This window comes from Staphylococcus caprae (assembly GCF_002902725.1).
Classification (GTDB): Bacteria; Bacillota; Bacilli; order Staphylococcales; family Staphylococcaceae; genus Staphylococcus; species Staphylococcus caprae.
Map to the genome: position 1 here is coordinate 1 of NZ_PPRT01000042.1, position 16,201 is coordinate 16,201.

16 protein-coding genes are annotated in these 16,201 nt (G+C 33.2%); 6 read left to right on the plus strand and 10 right to left on the minus strand.

Annotation, left to right across the window (positions count from 1 at the left end):
* The 5 genes from CD155_RS08835 to CD155_RS08855 form a co-directional block, all read left to right on the plus strand.
* Positions 1 to 456, plus strand: a 456-nt coding sequence (locus CD155_RS08835; protein ID WP_103213103.1) for a hypothetical protein, incomplete at its 5' end; no start/stop codon positions are given.
* 419 nt (positions 457 to 875) lie between these two features.
* Positions 876 to 1,313, plus strand: coding sequence for a DM13 domain-containing protein (locus CD155_RS08840; protein ID WP_103213104.1), 438 nt, complete (start codon positions 876 to 878; stop codon positions 1,311 to 1,313).
* Positions 1,314 to 1,366: 53 nt separating this feature from the next.
* Positions 1,367 to 1,840 carry a DoxX family membrane protein gene (locus CD155_RS08845; protein ID WP_070832421.1) on the plus strand — a complete coding sequence of 158 codons (474 nt, stop codon included), beginning with the start codon at positions 1,367 to 1,369 and terminating at the stop codon, positions 1,838 to 1,840.
* Positions 1,815 to 2,504 carry a response regulator transcription factor SaeR gene (gene saeR / locus CD155_RS08850; protein WP_002441446.1) on the plus strand — a complete coding sequence of 230 codons (690 nt, stop codon included), beginning with the start codon at positions 1,815 to 1,817 and terminating at the stop codon, positions 2,502 to 2,504. Before CD155_RS08845 ends, saeR begins: the two co-directional genes overlap by 26 nt.
* 2 nt (positions 2,505 to 2,506) lie before the next feature.
* A complete protein-coding gene (locus tag CD155_RS08855) occupies positions 2,507 to 3,562 on the plus strand; it encodes a sensor histidine kinase (protein ID WP_070873208.1) in 1,056 nt (351 codons plus the stop codon).
* A 69-nt stretch (positions 3,563 to 3,631) separates the two neighbouring features.
* Here CD155_RS08855 and CD155_RS08860 read toward each other — a convergent pair whose 3' ends face one another.
* From CD155_RS08860 to norA, 10 genes are all read right to left on the minus strand, one after another.
* A complete protein-coding gene (locus CD155_RS08860) occupies positions 3,632 to 4,741 on the minus strand; it encodes a glycosyltransferase family 2 protein (protein WP_103213105.1) in 1,110 nt (369 codons plus the stop codon).
* A gap of 219 nt (positions 4,742 to 4,960) precedes the next feature.
* Positions 4,961 to 5,800 carry an aldo/keto reductase gene (locus tag CD155_RS08865; RefSeq protein ID WP_103213106.1) on the minus strand — a complete coding sequence of 280 codons (840 nt, stop codon included), beginning with the start codon at positions 5,798 to 5,800 and terminating at the stop codon, positions 4,961 to 4,963.
* Between the two features lie 304 nt (positions 5,801 to 6,104).
* Positions 6,105 to 7,457, minus strand: coding sequence for a hemolysin family protein (locus CD155_RS08870; RefSeq protein ID WP_002441437.1), 1,353 nt, complete (start codon positions 7,455 to 7,457; stop codon positions 6,105 to 6,107).
* Positions 7,458 to 7,691: 234 nt separating this feature from the next.
* Entirely contained in the window at positions 7,692 to 8,867 is a 1,176-nt protein-coding gene (nagA, locus tag CD155_RS08875; protein ID WP_103213107.1) for an N-acetylglucosamine-6-phosphate deacetylase, read from the minus strand.
* Positions 8,868 to 9,075: 208 nt separating this feature from the next.
* Positions 9,076 to 11,049 (minus strand): PTS fructose transporter subunit IIABC, encoded by a 1,974-nt coding sequence (locus CD155_RS08880; protein ID WP_103213108.1) that lies wholly within the window; start codon positions 11,047 to 11,049, stop codon positions 9,076 to 9,078.
* Positions 11,050 to 11,054: 5 nt separating this feature from the next.
* On the minus strand, positions 11,055 to 11,975 hold the full coding sequence (gene pfkB / locus CD155_RS08885; protein ID WP_103213109.1) for a 1-phosphofructokinase: 921 nt from the start codon (positions 11,973 to 11,975) through the stop codon (positions 11,055 to 11,057).
* Positions 11,972 to 12,730: a DeoR/GlpR family DNA-binding transcription regulator gene (locus CD155_RS08890; protein WP_103213110.1), complete on the minus strand. Its 759-nt coding sequence runs from the start codon at positions 12,728 to 12,730 to the stop codon at positions 11,972 to 11,974. The genes pfkB and CD155_RS08890 overlap by 4 nt, the downstream gene beginning before the upstream one ends.
* A 215-nt stretch (positions 12,731 to 12,945) precedes the next feature.
* A complete protein-coding gene (gene ybaK, locus CD155_RS08895) occupies positions 12,946 to 13,428 on the minus strand; it encodes a Cys-tRNA(Pro) deacylase (RefSeq protein WP_002441426.1) in 483 nt (160 codons plus the stop codon).
* 151 nt (positions 13,429 to 13,579) lie between these two features.
* Positions 13,580 to 14,059 (minus strand): hypothetical protein, encoded by a 480-nt coding sequence (locus tag CD155_RS08900; RefSeq protein ID WP_103213111.1) that lies wholly within the window; start codon positions 14,057 to 14,059, stop codon positions 13,580 to 13,582.
* A 293-nt stretch (positions 14,060 to 14,352) separates the two neighbouring features.
* Positions 14,353 to 15,522 (minus strand): multidrug efflux MFS transporter NorA, encoded by a 1,170-nt coding sequence (gene norA, locus CD155_RS08905; protein ID WP_002441422.1) that lies wholly within the window; start codon positions 15,520 to 15,522, stop codon positions 14,353 to 14,355.
* A 246-nt stretch (positions 15,523 to 15,768) separates the two neighbouring features.
* Between norA and CD155_RS08910 the strand changes: the two genes are divergently transcribed.
* Positions 15,769 to 16,191, plus strand: a complete 423-nt coding sequence (locus CD155_RS08910) for a PPC domain-containing DNA-binding protein (RefSeq protein ID WP_070832454.1) — start codon at positions 15,769 to 15,771, stop codon at positions 16,189 to 16,191.
* The last annotated feature ends 10 nt before the right edge of the window (positions 16,192 to 16,201 follow it).

The following is a 16,201-nucleotide window of genomic DNA, read 5'->3' on the forward strand; positions in this document are numbered from 1 at the left end:
TATAAGTTTAATTTCATTACTTTATCTACTGTATTGTTATTTTTAATATGGACATTTTTACAAATATATTTAAATAAAAAATTATATCCATTTCAGATTACAGAACAAAAATTTATAGCTACAATCTTTGCTATTGTTATAAGCCTTTCCCAATTTATCACTGATATTTCTAGTGAACAATCTGTATACATGTCTATACCATATTTAGCACCAGCAATATTTATCTTCGGTGCAGTGTTAGTATTTATCGGGACCTTTAAGATGTCTGAAATTGAACACATCTCTTTGTTAACCAAAGTTAAAAGACCTATTACTACCGGAACCCTTGTCATCATCTTATCTTTTATAATAATGATGATTTTAACTCCGTTTTGGTATGTATACGTGATTGTTTACTTCCTATTCATAGCATTTATTTTATGGCAAGGCATTTTCTTCGTAAAAAGAAAACAATAGCACTCATATTTATTCTAAATAAATTACTCAGATTGGGTTATCAATCCCAAAATATTTAGCTCTAAGATCATTTCTAATTTGGTGGGCAATCCAAAAGTTAGTTTAAAATTTAACTTTATGGTGCTCACTACCTGATAGAAATTGTCTTAGAGCTTATTTTATATCATTGTTCGTTTTAATCTCTTTAAAGACACAAATTTCCTAATAAACTGTTGCTTGATATTTAAGCAGATATATTTTTTCTTCTTTTAATCCCCTCTATCTACCATCACACTATTTATACATTCATTATCAAAAGTATAAATAAAAAGAATTTTGATTTAATTCTTTTTTAAATGTAGTTAAGAAATAGTTAATGGTTTAAAAATGTTATCCCGCTTAAACTAATCTTAAATACATATAGAAAAGAGGAATACATCATGAATACAAAATATTTATTTGCAATCGGCGCAATTGTCACATCACTTACATTAGGTGCGTGTGGAAATTCTAATTCTGATCAAGAACATTCTCAACACAAAGATAAGCAACAAGAAGAAAGTAAAGTTAAAACTGATAAAACGAAAAAACTATCCGGTACGTTTAAATCCAAAAATGGTGAAAAAGTAGAAGGCACGGCTAAAATTGAAAATGGTAAATTAATGTTAGAAAATTATAAGTCATCTAAAGGTCCAGATTTATATGTCTTCTTAACTAAAGACGGTGATATCAAATCAGGTAAGAAAATCTCAACTGTAGATTACAATAAATCCAAACAAACTTTTAATTTAAAAAATGTTGATTTAAATAAATACAATGAAGTTACAATTTATTGCGAAAAGGCACATGTTATTTTCGGTGGAGCGCAATTGAAATAACTTAAATTAGCTTATTCATACGTTTGCAACTAGAGAAAGAGAGAGGATTAACTATGAAGAAATTAAGTTTATTAATCATTATTATCATTCGTATTATTTCAGGTATTGTGATTTTCAGACAAGGCTTGGAAAAATTCACGGGAGATTTTACTTTAAATGGATTAGTGCCTGTCATTCGTGATAATACCGATTCACCTCAATGGTATAAATGGTTCTTTGAAAATATCGTCTCACATTCAACAGGTTTATTTAATTTTATCATTCCGTTAGGAGAAATGGCCATCGGTTTAGGACTCATCTTAGGCGTCTTCGCATATGCTGCAAGTTTCTTTGGCGCCTTTGTTATGATAAATTATATCTTAGCAGATATGATTTTTACGTACCCTCTACAATTAGCTTTCTTTATTATTTTATTGATGAGTCACTCATTACTAAATAAAGTTTCACTTAAAGAAGTTATCACTCATTTGAGAGAACGTAACAACCGAGGTGAAGACAAGCATGACACACTTACTGATCGTGGATGATGAGCAAGACATTGTAGATATATGCCAAACATACTTTGAATATGAGGGCTATCAAGTCACTACGACAACGAATGGAAAAGAAGCAATCCAATTATTATCATCAGACATCGATGTCATGATTTTAGATATCATGATGCCTGAAGTTTCTGGTTACGATATTGTTAAAGAAATGAAAGCAAAGCAACTTGATATTCCTTTTATTTACTTAACGGCTAAAACACAGGAACACGACACAATCTATGCACTTACACTAGGCGCAGATGATTATGTTAAGAAACCGTTTAGTCCTAGAGAACTCGTATTACGAACAAATAACCTACTCACGCGAATTAGTAAATATCAATCTTCTAATAGAATAGAACAACTCGAATTTAATGGATTAATATTAAATAATTCAAGTAAAACATTAACTATAGATAATCAAGAAATTCCTATGCGTATTAAAGAATTTGAATTACTATGGTATCTGGCTTCGCGAGAAAATGATGTCATATCTAAATCCGAACTTTTAGAAAAGGTTTGGGGATATGACTATTATGAAGACGCCAATACTGTCAACGTTCATATCCATAGAATACGTGAAAAATTAGAGAAACATCATTTCATCACATATACAATTACAACGGTATGGGGGTTAGGATATAAATTTGAAAGGAGCCGATAAGCATGTTCTCTATTCGTAGCCAAATTACCATCGGCGTCATTTCAAGTGTACTCTTAACTACCATTATACTTGTCATTGCATACAAACTGATGTGGTTCAACGGTCATATGACCTTAACATTAACCATTACGACAATGATAACAAGTTGTTTAACACTTTCAATTTGTAGTATTTTTATTACGCCATTAATCCAGAAAATTAAACAATTCAACATCAAGACAAAGCAATTCGTTAACGACGAGCATTTAATTGACGATGATACATTTCAATCTCCAAGAGAAATTAAAGAACTTAATGATTCATTTAACAAGATGGCAGACGCAATCACTAAACAAATGGACATGATTAAAAACGAACAACAGGAAAAAACGGAAATTATTCAAAATCTTGCCCATGATTTAAAAACGCCACTCGCAGGAATTCTCTCATATACAGAAGGATTACGCGACGGGGTCATTAGTGAGAAACAAGAAGTTCACGCTGCTTATGACGTACTCATTAAACAAGCAAATCGTCTTTCTACATTATTCGATGACATGACGCACGTGATTTCACTTAACACTGGTCGTTCTTATCCTTTGGAATTAATTCAACTCGACCAATTACTAGTCACTATTCTTCAAACTTATGAACAACGAATTAAGCAAGAGAATCGAACACTAGAGGTCAATTTCAGTAACAATATTGATGCATTCTACCAATATCGACCTCCATTAGAACGTATTTTGACTAATTTATTAGAGAACGCTTTAAAGTTTTCTAATTACGGTAGTCGCATCGATATTATTATTTCTGAAAATGAAGAAAACGATTGTATCAACATCGCAATTAAAGATGAAGGTATTGGAATTGTACCTGAACTTCAATCTCGTATTTTTGAGCGGACTTTCAGAGTAGAAGACTCAAGAAATACTAAAACAGGTGGTTCAGGATTAGGATTGTACATTGCTAATGAACTTGCTCAACAAATTGATGGATCAATCATTGTTGAAAGTGAACTTAATGTCGGAACTACAATGACACTCAAGTTAAAGAAATTTGATATTACATCACATTAAAATAGCGATAAGATGATTTCTATTTGAAACCGTCTTATCGCTATTAATATTTTTGTCCTTTTCATTATTTTAATGGACATGTTCTTTATATTGTTCTTCTTCATTATTAGCTTGATGACTTGATTGTTTAAGTGCACTATCTTTATGGTAATCGCTAAATTGATAGTAATCATCTTTAGCTTTAAAATGAGACGTTTGATTGTCAGAACGTGATTTTTCAGTTTTATTTTCATTATCAGATGGTTTAAGGTTTGTCGCCTGAACAATATATTTCGGTCTGCGTTTAACTTCATAATAAATACGACCGATATATTCACCTATCACACCAATAGATATCAGTTGTATTCCTCCCAGTAAGAGTATGGCAGCAATTGTAGTGAAATATCCTGGAATATTGATACCAGAGATTATAATATTAATTAATAGATAGATAATGTATAAGATACTAATTGAAAATGTAAACATACCTAAGTAAATCATCATACGTAAAGGTTTATTATTGAATGATATTAATCCATCAATACCATAATTTAAAAGTTTTCTAAACGTCCATTTTGACTCTCCTGCTTCACGCGTCACATTCTCATAGGTAAAGACTTTAGTATTATATCCTATCCATTCGAACAATCCTTTTGAAAATCGATTATATTCATCAAGTGATGTCAGTGCTTGAACTGCGCGTTGACTAAGTAATCTAAAGTCACCCACGCCATCTTCAAATTGAACGTCCTCCACGAAAGCGTTGATTATTTTATAATATAATTGAGACATGGATTTACGTGCGAAGTTCTCACCTTCACGATCTCTTTTAGCAATAACTTGATCATATCCTTCTATAAACCCTTCAATCATGTGAGGAATATATTCTGGAGGATGTTGTAAATCACCATCAATCATTACGACTGCATCATGATTGATACTATTTTGATAACCAGCTATCATCGCGGCTTCTTTACCGAAATTTCTACTAAATGAAAGGAATTTGACATGAGAATCATAAGCAGCAAGATTTTGTAAATGATCGATTGTATTATCCTTGCTACCATCGTCAATAAACAGTAAATCGTATTCATAATTTTTGACTAAACTATCTTCTGTCATAATTTCAGTCAACTTGTCATATGTCTTTAATACGACTTCGCCTTCGTTATAACACGGAACGATGACTCTGATTTTCATTTAATTACATCCTTTTCTATAAAGTTATTTAATAATATTTTATCAATTTCTTAATAGTATATTCTAGCCAAAACTATTCATTTACATAATCTTAACTTTAGCTAAATATTTGTAATTGTTCATTATTATTAAATAATAGACGTTTTCACTTCAAAAAATAATGTAATTAATCAAAGTTTTTAACCTTAACCTCATTACTAAAAAGACTTACCTATCCAACTACTTTAAATCGCCAATACTTACGTCATCGGGATCTTTACCCTGACGTGCATTTTTGTTTAAACTATCTATCTCCGCTACCTCCGTAAGTTCTAAATTAAAGTCTAAAATATCAAAGTTTTCTCGAATACGTTCTGGCGTCTTAGATTTTGGAATAATGATACGATCATGTGCCAAATGCCAACGTAATACAACTTGGGCAGGTGTTTTACCATGACGTTGTGCAATATCTACAATGGTTGGATGATCTAAGAGACCTCTATTTCTCATTAAAGGCATCCACGCAGTGACTTTAATATCATGTTCATCACAGAATTCTTGCACCTCTTTTTGGTTAAAATAAGGATGCAATTCAATCTGATTGACTTGAGGTACAACATCCGTTGCGTCCATTAACTTTTTCAAATGATGTTCCTTAAAGTTACATACACCAATCGCTTTTACTTTACCTTCTTCATATAACTTTTCCAACACTTTATAAGATTCAATAAATAAGCCATCCTTTTCACAAGGCCAGTGAATTAAGAATAAATCAATGTAATCTAAACCTAAGTTCTCAAGTGAGCGATTAAAGTATTCAATGGTACTGTCATAACCTTGATAATCATTCCATAACTTTGAAGTGATAAATAATTCGTCACGATTCATCTCAGAATTGTTTAAAGCTTTACCTAAAGCCACTTCATTTCCATAGAAATATGCAGTGTCGAATGCACGATAACCAGCGTCTAATGCCGTTTTTACTACATTGTCCATTTCTTCATCAGTGATCTTGTATACACCTAATCCGATCGACGGCATTGGGTACCCGTTATTTAAGACTTGCGTATCATTAACCATTCTATGTATCTCTCCTTTATTTATACATCTTCATTTAAATACTTACCGATGCAGATTCATCTTGAAAATGAAAACCTTTCTCTAAATAAGTATGATTCATCCTTAACTATAGTTCTGTACGTCTCAATAAGCATAACCTATGGCCTATTTACCACACAAATAAAGTGTTTATTTGCACATTTTCATCACTTAAATATCGAAAAAGCTCTAAGACGATTTCTATATAAGAAATCACCTTAGAGCCAAGCTGGCTAGAAGCTAATAATTATTTAAGTTTAATTCTCAACCTATTAAGGCTTTACTTTTATGATTCAGAATGATCATCATCAGATTCTTCATCCATCGTTGGTCTTGATTGGTTAAATTCATATTTTAAATTAATCCATATAATTTGATGATTATCGACTTCAGTAATAATCCAACGATCAAATTCTGTATCTACGTAATCATCTTTTTGTAAGTTGGTATTACGTGATTGAAGCCAACCGCCAATCGTATCAATATCTTCGGAATCTTCAAATTCAATACCAAATTGTTCGTTCAAGTCGTCTAGTAGTACACGACCGTTAATTTGATAGGTAGAATCATCAAGTTTAACGATATCATTGACCTCATCATCATCAAACTCATCTCGAATTTCACCAACAATCTCTTCTAAGATATCTTCCATTGTTAAGATACCTGCCGTACCACCATATTCATCAATGATTAGACTCATATGGACATGTTCTCTTTGCATACGAATAAGCGCATCACTTATACGTGTTGTTTCAGAAATCATTGGTAATTCATGAATGTAATTTGCAATTTTGATAGGCTTTCCTGAAGCATATTCTGTTAAAAATTCCTTAACGTTAATAAATCCTTTGACATGGTCTTTATCCCCATCTTCTGTAATTGGATAGCGAGTAAATTGGTGTTCTTTAATTGTTTCAAGTAATTCATCCACGTTAAATGGTTCATTAAGGGTGATCATTTGAGTACGTGGCACCATGATATCTTTGGCATGGCGTTCATCAAATGAAAAGATATTCTGCATATATGCAAGCTCTGTCTGATTGATTTCTCCGCCGTTATAACTATTATTTATAATAATTTTAATTTCTTCTTCTGACATCGCATCGGTTTGCGCATCAGGATCAAAACCAAACATTCTAACAATTACACGTGCTGAACCATTCATTAACCAAATTAACGGTTTCATAATATTACCAAAGTAATAAAGTGGTCTTGAATAAAGTAATGCAAGTTGTTCAGTGTGTTGAATCGCAAATGATTTAGGCGCTAATTCACCTAATACCACATGTAAATATGTCACTACAATAAATGAGATAACAAACGAAATTGTCGTTGTTAACGCATCAGGTAAATGTAATAAATCGAATAGAGGATGCAATAACTTTTCAAATGTAGGCTCCCCTAACCAACCTAAACCTAATGAAGTCACCGTAATACCTAACTGGCATGCCGATAAATAATAGTCTAGATTAGCAATCATTTTTTTTACTATTTTAGCGCTTCTATTTCCTTCTTCAACTAATTGTTCAATTCGTGTCGATCTCACTTTAACAAGTGCGAATTCTGATCCAACGAATACCGTTGTTAATGCAATCAAAAGAAAAAATGTGATTAAACTAATTATGGTCGAAGTTTCCAATTAATTCCCTATTTCTAGGGATTCACCTCCATATTATATGTGCCACCCATGGGTAACACGTATTGAAATCATCTTTTATACTCAAGCGACGACTACATGTTAAGACCTTCCCATTGTGACACCCCCGAAAAAAATGTAATTTCTTCTATTTTATCATATTTCGTTTCTAGAATGTTAAATATAAACCTAATGCTACATTATAATGGAAACAATTACCCCATTCAATAAAACACTTTATTTATCAAAATGATGGCACTCACCATTTTTAATTGTATTGATGACATTGCAATCATCATCTAATATCACAATATCTGCATCTTTACCCACTTTTATACTTCCTTTAACATCATCGATACCTAAAGCAATTGCCTGATTTAAACTTGTTACTCTCCATAAGTTCTCTAGTTTATCATCAGTATATGTCATTAAATTTTGAAGGCCTTCGTTCATTTTTAAGATACTACCAGCTAGTGCGCCACTAGCAAGACGTGCTTCTTTACCTTTAACGACGACATTTTGACCACCTAAATCATACTCTCCTTCAGGCATTCCTTTAGCTCTCATCGCATCTGTAATTAGATAACAATGTTCATTGCCTTTAAGTTTATATGCGAGCGCTATAGACGCAGGATGTGAGTGCACACCGTCTACAATCATTTCAGTATTTAAACCTTTGTTTAACCAAGCAGCACCAAACACGCCTGGTTCACGATGTGCAAATCCTGTTGCTGCATTATATAAATGTGTGATATGTTTCGCGCCGTGTTTAACAGCTTCATTTGCCTCATCAAATGTTGCTACGGTATGGCCTATTGAAAAAATAATATCATCTTTCATAGCATTCAACGTTTCCTTAGCATTGTCTACCTCAGGTGCAAATGTGATAATTTTGATTAAACCATTAGCCACTTTTTGAAAGGCATGAATTTGTTCAACTGAAGGTCTTTGTACATATTTTGGATGTTGTGCGCCTACTTTATGTTCAGAAATAAATGGACCTTCGAGATGAATTCCTACGATTTCAGCAGCAGAATGTTCATCTTGCTTCGTTTGATATGCGACAATATTTTTTAGTGCACGATTAATATTGTCAGTCGACTGTGTCATCGTTGTTGCCAAGAAAGATGTTGTTCCTTCTGATAATAAAGATTCTGCCAAATGTTGTAATCCTTCATAAGACTCATCCATTGCATCCTCTCCATATCCGCCATGAATATGGATATCTATAAATCCAGGCACAATATGTCGACCCTCCGCATCAATACGTTGAATTGAATCTTGAGAGGCCACTCCTTGAAAATGCCCTTCACCTACGTCTGCGATTTTTCCGTCTTTAATATGAACGAATCCTTTGTCGATCACTTGATTTTCTGTATATACTTTACCGTTCGTAATTACATATTCTGACATGATTGAAACCTTCTTTTCTTTGTATTATCTAATGATTCTTCAGCTATTTTATTATAGCTTTCTTTACGCGCTATATCATTTATTTCTATTTGAATCTACTCAACTTTTTCTGAAGATTAACATTGTCATCATGTTCCATAAAGTTTCATTTAATATAAAAAGCCCCTGCCAACTACATTAATTTTGGCAAGAGCTTGTCGTAATTCTATTATTCATCCATTGCTTCAGAAGCTTGAATTTCATTTTCAGTTACTTTAGGTTTTAAGAAACCATATAATAATGCTGAAATCAATGTACCTACAACTAATGCAAGCAATGTTTGTAAGATATGACTAAAGTCTGTACTTCCTATTACGATGATGCCTCCATGAGGTGCATGAATGCGAGAACCTAGACCTAAAGCAAGCGCACCAGCAACACCTGAACCAACCATCATTGATGGAATCACACGTAATGGGTCGGCAGCTGCAAATGGGATAGCACCTTCAGTAATGAATGATAATCCCATCACATAGTTTGGAACAATTGAACCTCTTTGTTCTTTCGTGAATTTCTTTCTAAAGATTAACATTGCTGTCGCAATCGCTAACGGTGGAATCATCCCACCTACCATAGCTGCAGTAATTGGAGCAAGATTTCCTTCAGTTAGTGCAGCAGTTGCGAAAACATATGCCGCTTTGTTAAATGGTCCACCCATATCGATAGCCATCATTGCACCAATCACTAAACCTAGTAACATGATATTTGAGCCAGATAAACTATTTAAACCATGAAGTAATAAATGATTGAGCCAAGAAGCTGGAGGGTTAAATACATAAATCATCAATAAACCAGTAATTAAAACTGATAGTAATGGATAGATTAATGTTGGTTTTAAACCTTCAACTGCTTGTGGTAATTTACGTGTAATATATTTAATTCCTTGTGTTAAGTAACCTGCTAGGAAACCAGCAATAATACCACCAATAAATCCTGATCCGCCAGAAATAGCTAGCATACCACCAACTAAACCTGCAGCAAAACCTGGTTTATCTGAAATACTACGAGAGATGAAACCTGCTAATACTGGGATAATCAATGCGAAGGCACTATTTTTACCAATATTCCATAGTTGTTCTGCAAATGCATTGTGTTGAGGACTCTCAGGTTTAAATGAATCTGGTCCAATAATAAATACAATAGCCATAATAATACCACCAGCAATAACAAGTGGTAACATATTTGAAACACCATTCATTAAGTGTTTGTAAAATGCTTTACCAGGGCTCAGTTTTTCTTCGTTTTCATCTTTATTGTCTCTAGCACTATCGCCACGAGCAACAAATGGTTTACGGTTTGTGTCTAATGCTGTGTTAATTAATTCTTCTGGACGTTTAATTCCGTCCGCAACTGGAACTTCTACCACATTTTTTCCATTGAAACGATCCGTCTCAACATGAACATCAGCTGCTACGATAATTCCTGTAGCACGTTCAATGTCTTGCTCTGTTAAGTGATTTTTAACACCACTTGAACCGTTAGTTTCTACTTTTATTTTGACACCCATTTTTTCGGCTTGTTTTTTCAAAGCATCACGTGCCATATACGTATGTGCAATACCTGTTGGACAAGCCGTTACAGCTAATACATATGGCTCATCGCTTTGGTTTGAATCTGTACTTCCAGCAGTAGCTCCTACTGCATTTGATTCATTCTCTTGCGCCTCTGCTTCTTCCTCTTTTGTTGCTTCATCATCTGCTTCATCAATAATTTGCAATACTTTTTCAGGTGATTCAGCATGTATTAATCTTTCGCGAACATTTTCATCCATTAAAATGCCTGAAAGTTTAGCTAGTGCATCTAAATGTGTTTGAGCGCCACCTTCTGGTGCAGCAATCATAAAGAATAAGTGTGCGGGTTGCATATCTAAACTTTGGTAATCCACGCCTTCTTTAGACTTCCCAAAGGCAATTGCTGGTGATTTAACCGCTGCTACCTTGGCATGAGGAATAGCAATACCTTCCCCAATACCTGTTGTACTTTGTGTTTCACGATTGTGAATTGCTTCTTTGAATGACGCTACATCACTTAGTTTTCCTGCTTTATCTAATTGATTTACAAGCTCATCGATGACACCATTTTTATCTGAGGCAGATAAATCCATTGCGATTGTGTCTTTTGTTAATAGTTCTGTGATTCTCATTTATTTCACTCCCCATCAAGTACAGAAATTGTAACTTGAGATTTAATTTTTTCTATAGCATCCCTCGTTGCTAAATCTTCATCAAATGCAGTAGCTGTTCCTGAAGCGACTGCTTGTTTGAAAGCGTCTTGGATAGATAAACCTGAGGCTAAGCCAGCAACCATCCCTGCAACTGTACTATCGCCAGAGCCAACTGTATTGACTACTTGCCCTTGAGGGTTCACGGCTTTAATACTTTGCTTTTTATCTACATAAATTGCGCCATCGCCACCTAACGAGATAATGACGGATTGAGCACCCTTTTTAAGAATTTCCTTACCATATTTAACAACGTCTTCATCACTCGTTACCGTTGTATTAAACATCACTTCGAGTTCATCTTTATTTGGTTTAATGAAAAGTGGTTGATAAGGTAATACTGTTTCGACTAAATCCTTTTCCGCATCTACAACAAGTTTAGCGCCAGTATCTTTAGTGATTTCAGCTATTTGAGCATATGCATCACTTGGAATACTATTGGGTACGCTACCTGCTACAATGACCGTATCGTCACTTGTTGTATTTCTAATCTTTGTTAGAAGCGCTTGAAATTGTTCATCAGTGACTTTAGGTCCTGGTGCATTGATTTCGGTCTCTTGACCTGATTTAAGTTTCACATTAATACGCGTATCTTCATCTACTTGAATAAAATCTGTTTGGATTTGACTATCTTCTAATGTTTTAGAAATAAATTCTCCTGGAAATCCTCCAGCAAAACCTAATGCAGTAGAATCAACATCTAAAGTTTTAAGTACTCTTGAGACATTGATACCTTTACCTCCTGCAAATTTATATGTTGCGGTTGCTCTATTTAATCCTTTTAAATTAAACCCATCCGTAAACATGATGTAATCGATGGAAGGATTAAATGTTACTGTATAAATCATGACTTACCTCCTACAAAGTGATATTCGCTTAGATATTCCTCTGTCACTTTATTTTTAAATGCCTTCTGAGATGTAATGATTTTAATCCCTTCTGACTTAGGTACTCTTGCAAAGTACACTTGGTTAAATTTCGTTTGATCTACTAATATGTACTTATCATTTGAAAGTTTCATTGCCGTTTCTTTAATCAACGCTTCTTGTTCATCCGGAGTGGTAAATCCGTATTTCAAATCAATACCATTCATTCCGATAAATGCGCGATCAAAACAATATCTTCTTAACGTTTCCAATACATTTGCACCAACTGTTGCCATGGTCGTTTCTTTCACTTGTCCGCCTATCATTAGTGTTTTTATCCCATATTTCAAAAGTTGCTCAACATGCGTCATACCATTTGTTACAACGATGATATCTTTGGCATCTATATATTGAATCATTTCAAAAGTTGAAGACCCTGCATCTAAAAAGATACATTCATTATCTTGTATCTCTTGCGCAGCACGTTTACCTATTTCTTGCTTTTCACGTAAATTCTGAGTCAATTTTTCAGATAAGCCAGGTTCTACTACTCGATTTTGATTGAGCGTTGCACCACCATGAACACGTTGTAATTTCCCAATCTTTTGTAGTTTAGATAAATCTCTTCTAATCGTTGAGGCACTACAATCCGTGCGATCAATTAATTCTTGGAGTGTTAAAAAGTCTTTTTTAGTTAATTCTTGTAATATCAAATCATGACGTTTTTCTGAAATCATCTTGTCACCCCATCTCAATCATTATTATAATGAGTACGCTTACATTTTTCAATCATAAATTGCCAAAAACAATCAAAAACATTCATTTTGTGACAAAATAAAAAACACCCTTTTTATGAGGTGTTTTTATTTCTGACTGTAATATCAAGGTTTAAACCATTTAAATGGTTGTGATTCATACTTTCAAAATCAATCACAATATTATATTTTACAAGTTAATCGTGTGTAATATGTGCAACTTGTGCTTCTGTCATTTTAATTAAATCTTCGACTTTAATGATAATCTGCATACCACGTTGACCACCACTCACATAAATTTTATCCAAATTTTGAGCAGAACGATCAATAGTGGTCTTGAATAAATGTTTCATCCCAATTGGCGAACATCCGCCTCTTACGTATCCAGTAACTTGTTTTAATTGATCTAGTGGCATTAAATTAAGCTTTTTCTCGTTAACTACGTGCGCAGCCTGTTTCATATCTAATGATGCATTGACTGGAATAACAAAGACAAAGTGTTCATGATTCGCATTTTCTAATACAAGCGTTTTATAAACTTCTTCAACATTTGCCCCTACCATTTTGGCAATTTGCTCACCGTGTTGATGTTTCTCGGTTACTTCATAAGTGTTAGTTTCATAATCAATTTTTGCACGATCTAGCATACGCATCGCATTGGTCTTTTTCGTTTTAGCCATCTTTTTCACCTTCAATATTATAACTTCATTCGATAACTATTTTATCATGTAATGGAAGAATCATTTAACCAGTCATACAGTCATTTCAACTACGCATTGGACATTCACATAATAAAAATCACTCTTCCTATTTAATCTGAAAGAGTGATTGTTAATGTGTATACGATTTTTTAGTATTCACGTGACCATTTTTATCGACAGTAATATCTGTTTCATGTTTACCATTCATATCTGTAAATGCATATTCTGAAGTTGGTGATTGACTGTGCATATGGTCAATTTCATAATTCGTGTTCAAATGATTGTTTGCATAATTCAAAGCAATAACATTACACTCTTGTGGTGTGAAATCATAAGAAGTTTGACCGTTATCAACTTTTTTATTGTAGTTTTTATTATTGATTTGCTTACTCTTGTCGTTTTCGTCTTTTTCTGATGCTTTTGCAGTATAGTTTGAATGTAAATTAAATGTATCTTCGATGTAAGAAACTTTATTTGCTTTTGAAAATGTACATATCGTTTGGTGTACTTTTGCTAAAGCATTTTGATTTGTAGCTAGGAAGATTAATCCTACTAAACAAATAGATAGTATAACTGCTACAATACTTAATAATAAATTTTTCAAATTCATCTCCTTACCCACATTTCTCTTGAGATTTTCATCTATCTTAACATAATAATTTTCATAAAAAGATATGTAGGTTGCAATTTAAATAGATTGTAATATTTGTAACATGAATTTTACTGAAGTTGTTATTTTTGTTACATAAAAGACGCATTAAGCATGCTTAATCAAATTTAATTTTTCGGTTTTTGACTATAAAATATGTAGAAATCATTATAAATGTTCCTCAATCGCAAACGTATTAAAAAATCCCAAAGAAAACTTAAATCTTGTTTCTTTGAGATTAAAATACTTCATTATTATGATTGCTGTGTTTTCTTACGCTTTGATCTTAGGCCCTTTTCAATAAAGATAATTACAATTCCACATAAAGACACTGCAATGGCCATGTAAATCGGAAATTCTAAGTTAATATCGAATAATGCACCTGCTACAAGTGGACCGACGAAATTCCCCATACTCGTGAATGTCGAGTTAAGTCCACCTGCAAAACCTTGTCGATCTCCTGCTATATTAGAGAAATAATTGGTTAGTGCAGGACGTATCATATCGAATCCAATAAACACAATAAAACTGATAACCATAATCGTCCAGTAACCATTAGCAACAACGAGCATAACAAGAACAATTGCTGAATATAATAATGACCAGGCAATGAAGTTAAGCTCTGATAAATACTTCATAAATTTATCAAAGAAGAATACTTGGAATAATGCGCCAAATATTCCACCGCCTGTAATCGCAATAGAAATGTCTTGAGGCGTATAGTTAGCTTTATCTGATGTATATAAAGAGAACAATGTTTCAAATGCTGATAAACCAAAGGCTAATACTAACGTTAAAATGACAGGCGTGATAAAGACTTTCCAATTGATTTTAGTGAGTAATTCAGGTTGATATTGATGGAAACCATCTGTCGTTTCTTTTTTAGGATTATGAATTAAAACAAGAGACATGATAAACGCGATGGCACCTAAAGTTCCGGCAAAATAGAACGGAAGTCTATGAGAAAATTCAGCTAAGAAACCGCCAAATCCAGGACCTAAAATAAATCCTGAATTAATAATTGCAGACATATAGCCAAAATTCTTCGCTTTATCTGCACCTGGAGAAATATCAGCAATCATACCTGTGACACCAGGCATTACCATTCCTGCACTAAATCCACCTAGTACACGAGAGATGATTAATATTGTAAATGTTTGTCCTGCAGCAAACATAAATTCAGATATTGAGAATAAAACGAGTCCTATACAAATAATGAGTTTCTTTCCCAATTTATCTGCCAATGTTCCGCCGAATGGTGAAATAATCATTTGAGACAAAGCAAATGCAGCAACTAGTAAACCTAAATCACTACCTTTTAATCCTAAATCTTTTAAATAAACGGGTAACACTGGAATCACAAGACCTATTCCTAAAAATATAAGGAAAATATTGAAGTAGAGTGTAAATAATTGTTTTTTCATAAAGTGACCTCCTCTCTAGATAAATTTTCTGAAGATATTTCATATTAAATCTTAGTTTTAGCTAATTCTTTATATTTTTAAATAGTTAAATAAACGTAGTTTCATTACTTAAGTAACTAAAAGTTTCTACATTGTATACTATTTCAATATCATAATACAATAGCTCATCATTAAAATTTAAGTATTTCACCTTTTTTCACTGTATACTTTTACTTATAAAAGTTATCAAACAAAGGGGGTTATGTTATGAAATATCAAACTGAAGGCAACACAATTGTACTTGTATTAGAAAAAGGGGAAGACATTATAGACTCAGTCACAAAAATCGCACAACAATATAATGGTAAATTCGGTTCAGTAAGTGGCATTGGTGCATGTGATGCTGTAACTTTAAATTTCTATAACTTAAATACACAAGAATATGAAGCGAAAGACATTAAAGAACCATTAGAATTAATAAGCTTACTAGGCAATATCTCACACATTGATGATAAACCATTTGCACATTTACACGCTACATTTGGAACTCAACAATATGAAACCCTCAGCGGTCATCTGACTAAAGCAATTGTTTCTGCTACTGCTGAAATTATCATTACAATGACTTCACTCGATATCAATCGCATCCATAACAAAGAGATAGGTTTAAATTTATTAGACCCTTCATAGCTATTTTCTT

Bases quoted from the DNA above. Each gene is read 5' to 3' on its own strand.
- CD155_RS08845 (WP_070832421.1), top strand. From the start codon at position 1,367: ATGAAGAAATTAAGTTTATTAATCATTATTATCATTCGTATTATTTCA.
- CD155_RS08910 (WP_070832454.1), top strand. From the start codon at position 15,769: ATGAAATATCAAACTGAAGGCAACACAATTGTACTTGTATTAGAAAAA.
- CD155_RS08900 (WP_103213111.1), bottom strand. From the start codon at position 14,059: ATGAATTTGAAAAATTTATTATTAAGTATTGTAGCAGTTATACTATCT.
- norA (WP_002441422.1), bottom strand. From the start codon at position 15,522: ATGAAAAAACAATTATTTACACTCTACTTCAATATTTTCCTTATATTT.
- pfkB (WP_103213109.1), bottom strand. From the start codon at position 11,975: ATGATTTATACAGTAACATTTAATCCTTCCATCGATTACATCATGTTT.
- CD155_RS08840 (WP_103213104.1), top strand. From the start codon at position 876: ATGAATACAAAATATTTATTTGCAATCGGCGCAATTGTCACATCACTT.
- CD155_RS08855 (WP_070873208.1), top strand. From the start codon at position 2,507: ATGTTCTCTATTCGTAGCCAAATTACCATCGGCGTCATTTCAAGTGTA.
- CD155_RS08880 (WP_103213108.1), bottom strand. From the start codon at position 11,049: ATGAGAATCACAGAACTATTAACAAAAGACACAATCGCAATGGATTTA.
- nagA (WP_103213107.1), bottom strand. From the start codon at position 8,867: ATGTCAGAATATGTAATTACGAACGGTAAAGTATATACAGAAAATCAA.
- saeR (WP_002441446.1), top strand. From the start codon at position 1,815: ATGACACACTTACTGATCGTGGATGATGAGCAAGACATTGTAGATATA.
- ybaK (WP_002441426.1), bottom strand. From the start codon at position 13,428: ATGGCTAAAACGAAAAAGACCAATGCGATGCGTATGCTAGATCGTGCA.
- CD155_RS08865 (WP_103213106.1), bottom strand. From the start codon at position 5,800: ATGGTTAATGATACGCAAGTCTTAAATAACGGGTACCCAATGCCGTCG.
- CD155_RS08860 (WP_103213105.1), bottom strand. From the start codon at position 4,741: ATGAAAATCAGAGTCATCGTTCCGTGTTATAACGAAGGCGAAGTCGTA.
- CD155_RS08890 (WP_103213110.1), bottom strand. From the start codon at position 12,730: ATGATTTCAGAAAAACGTCATGATTTGATATTACAAGAATTAACTAAA.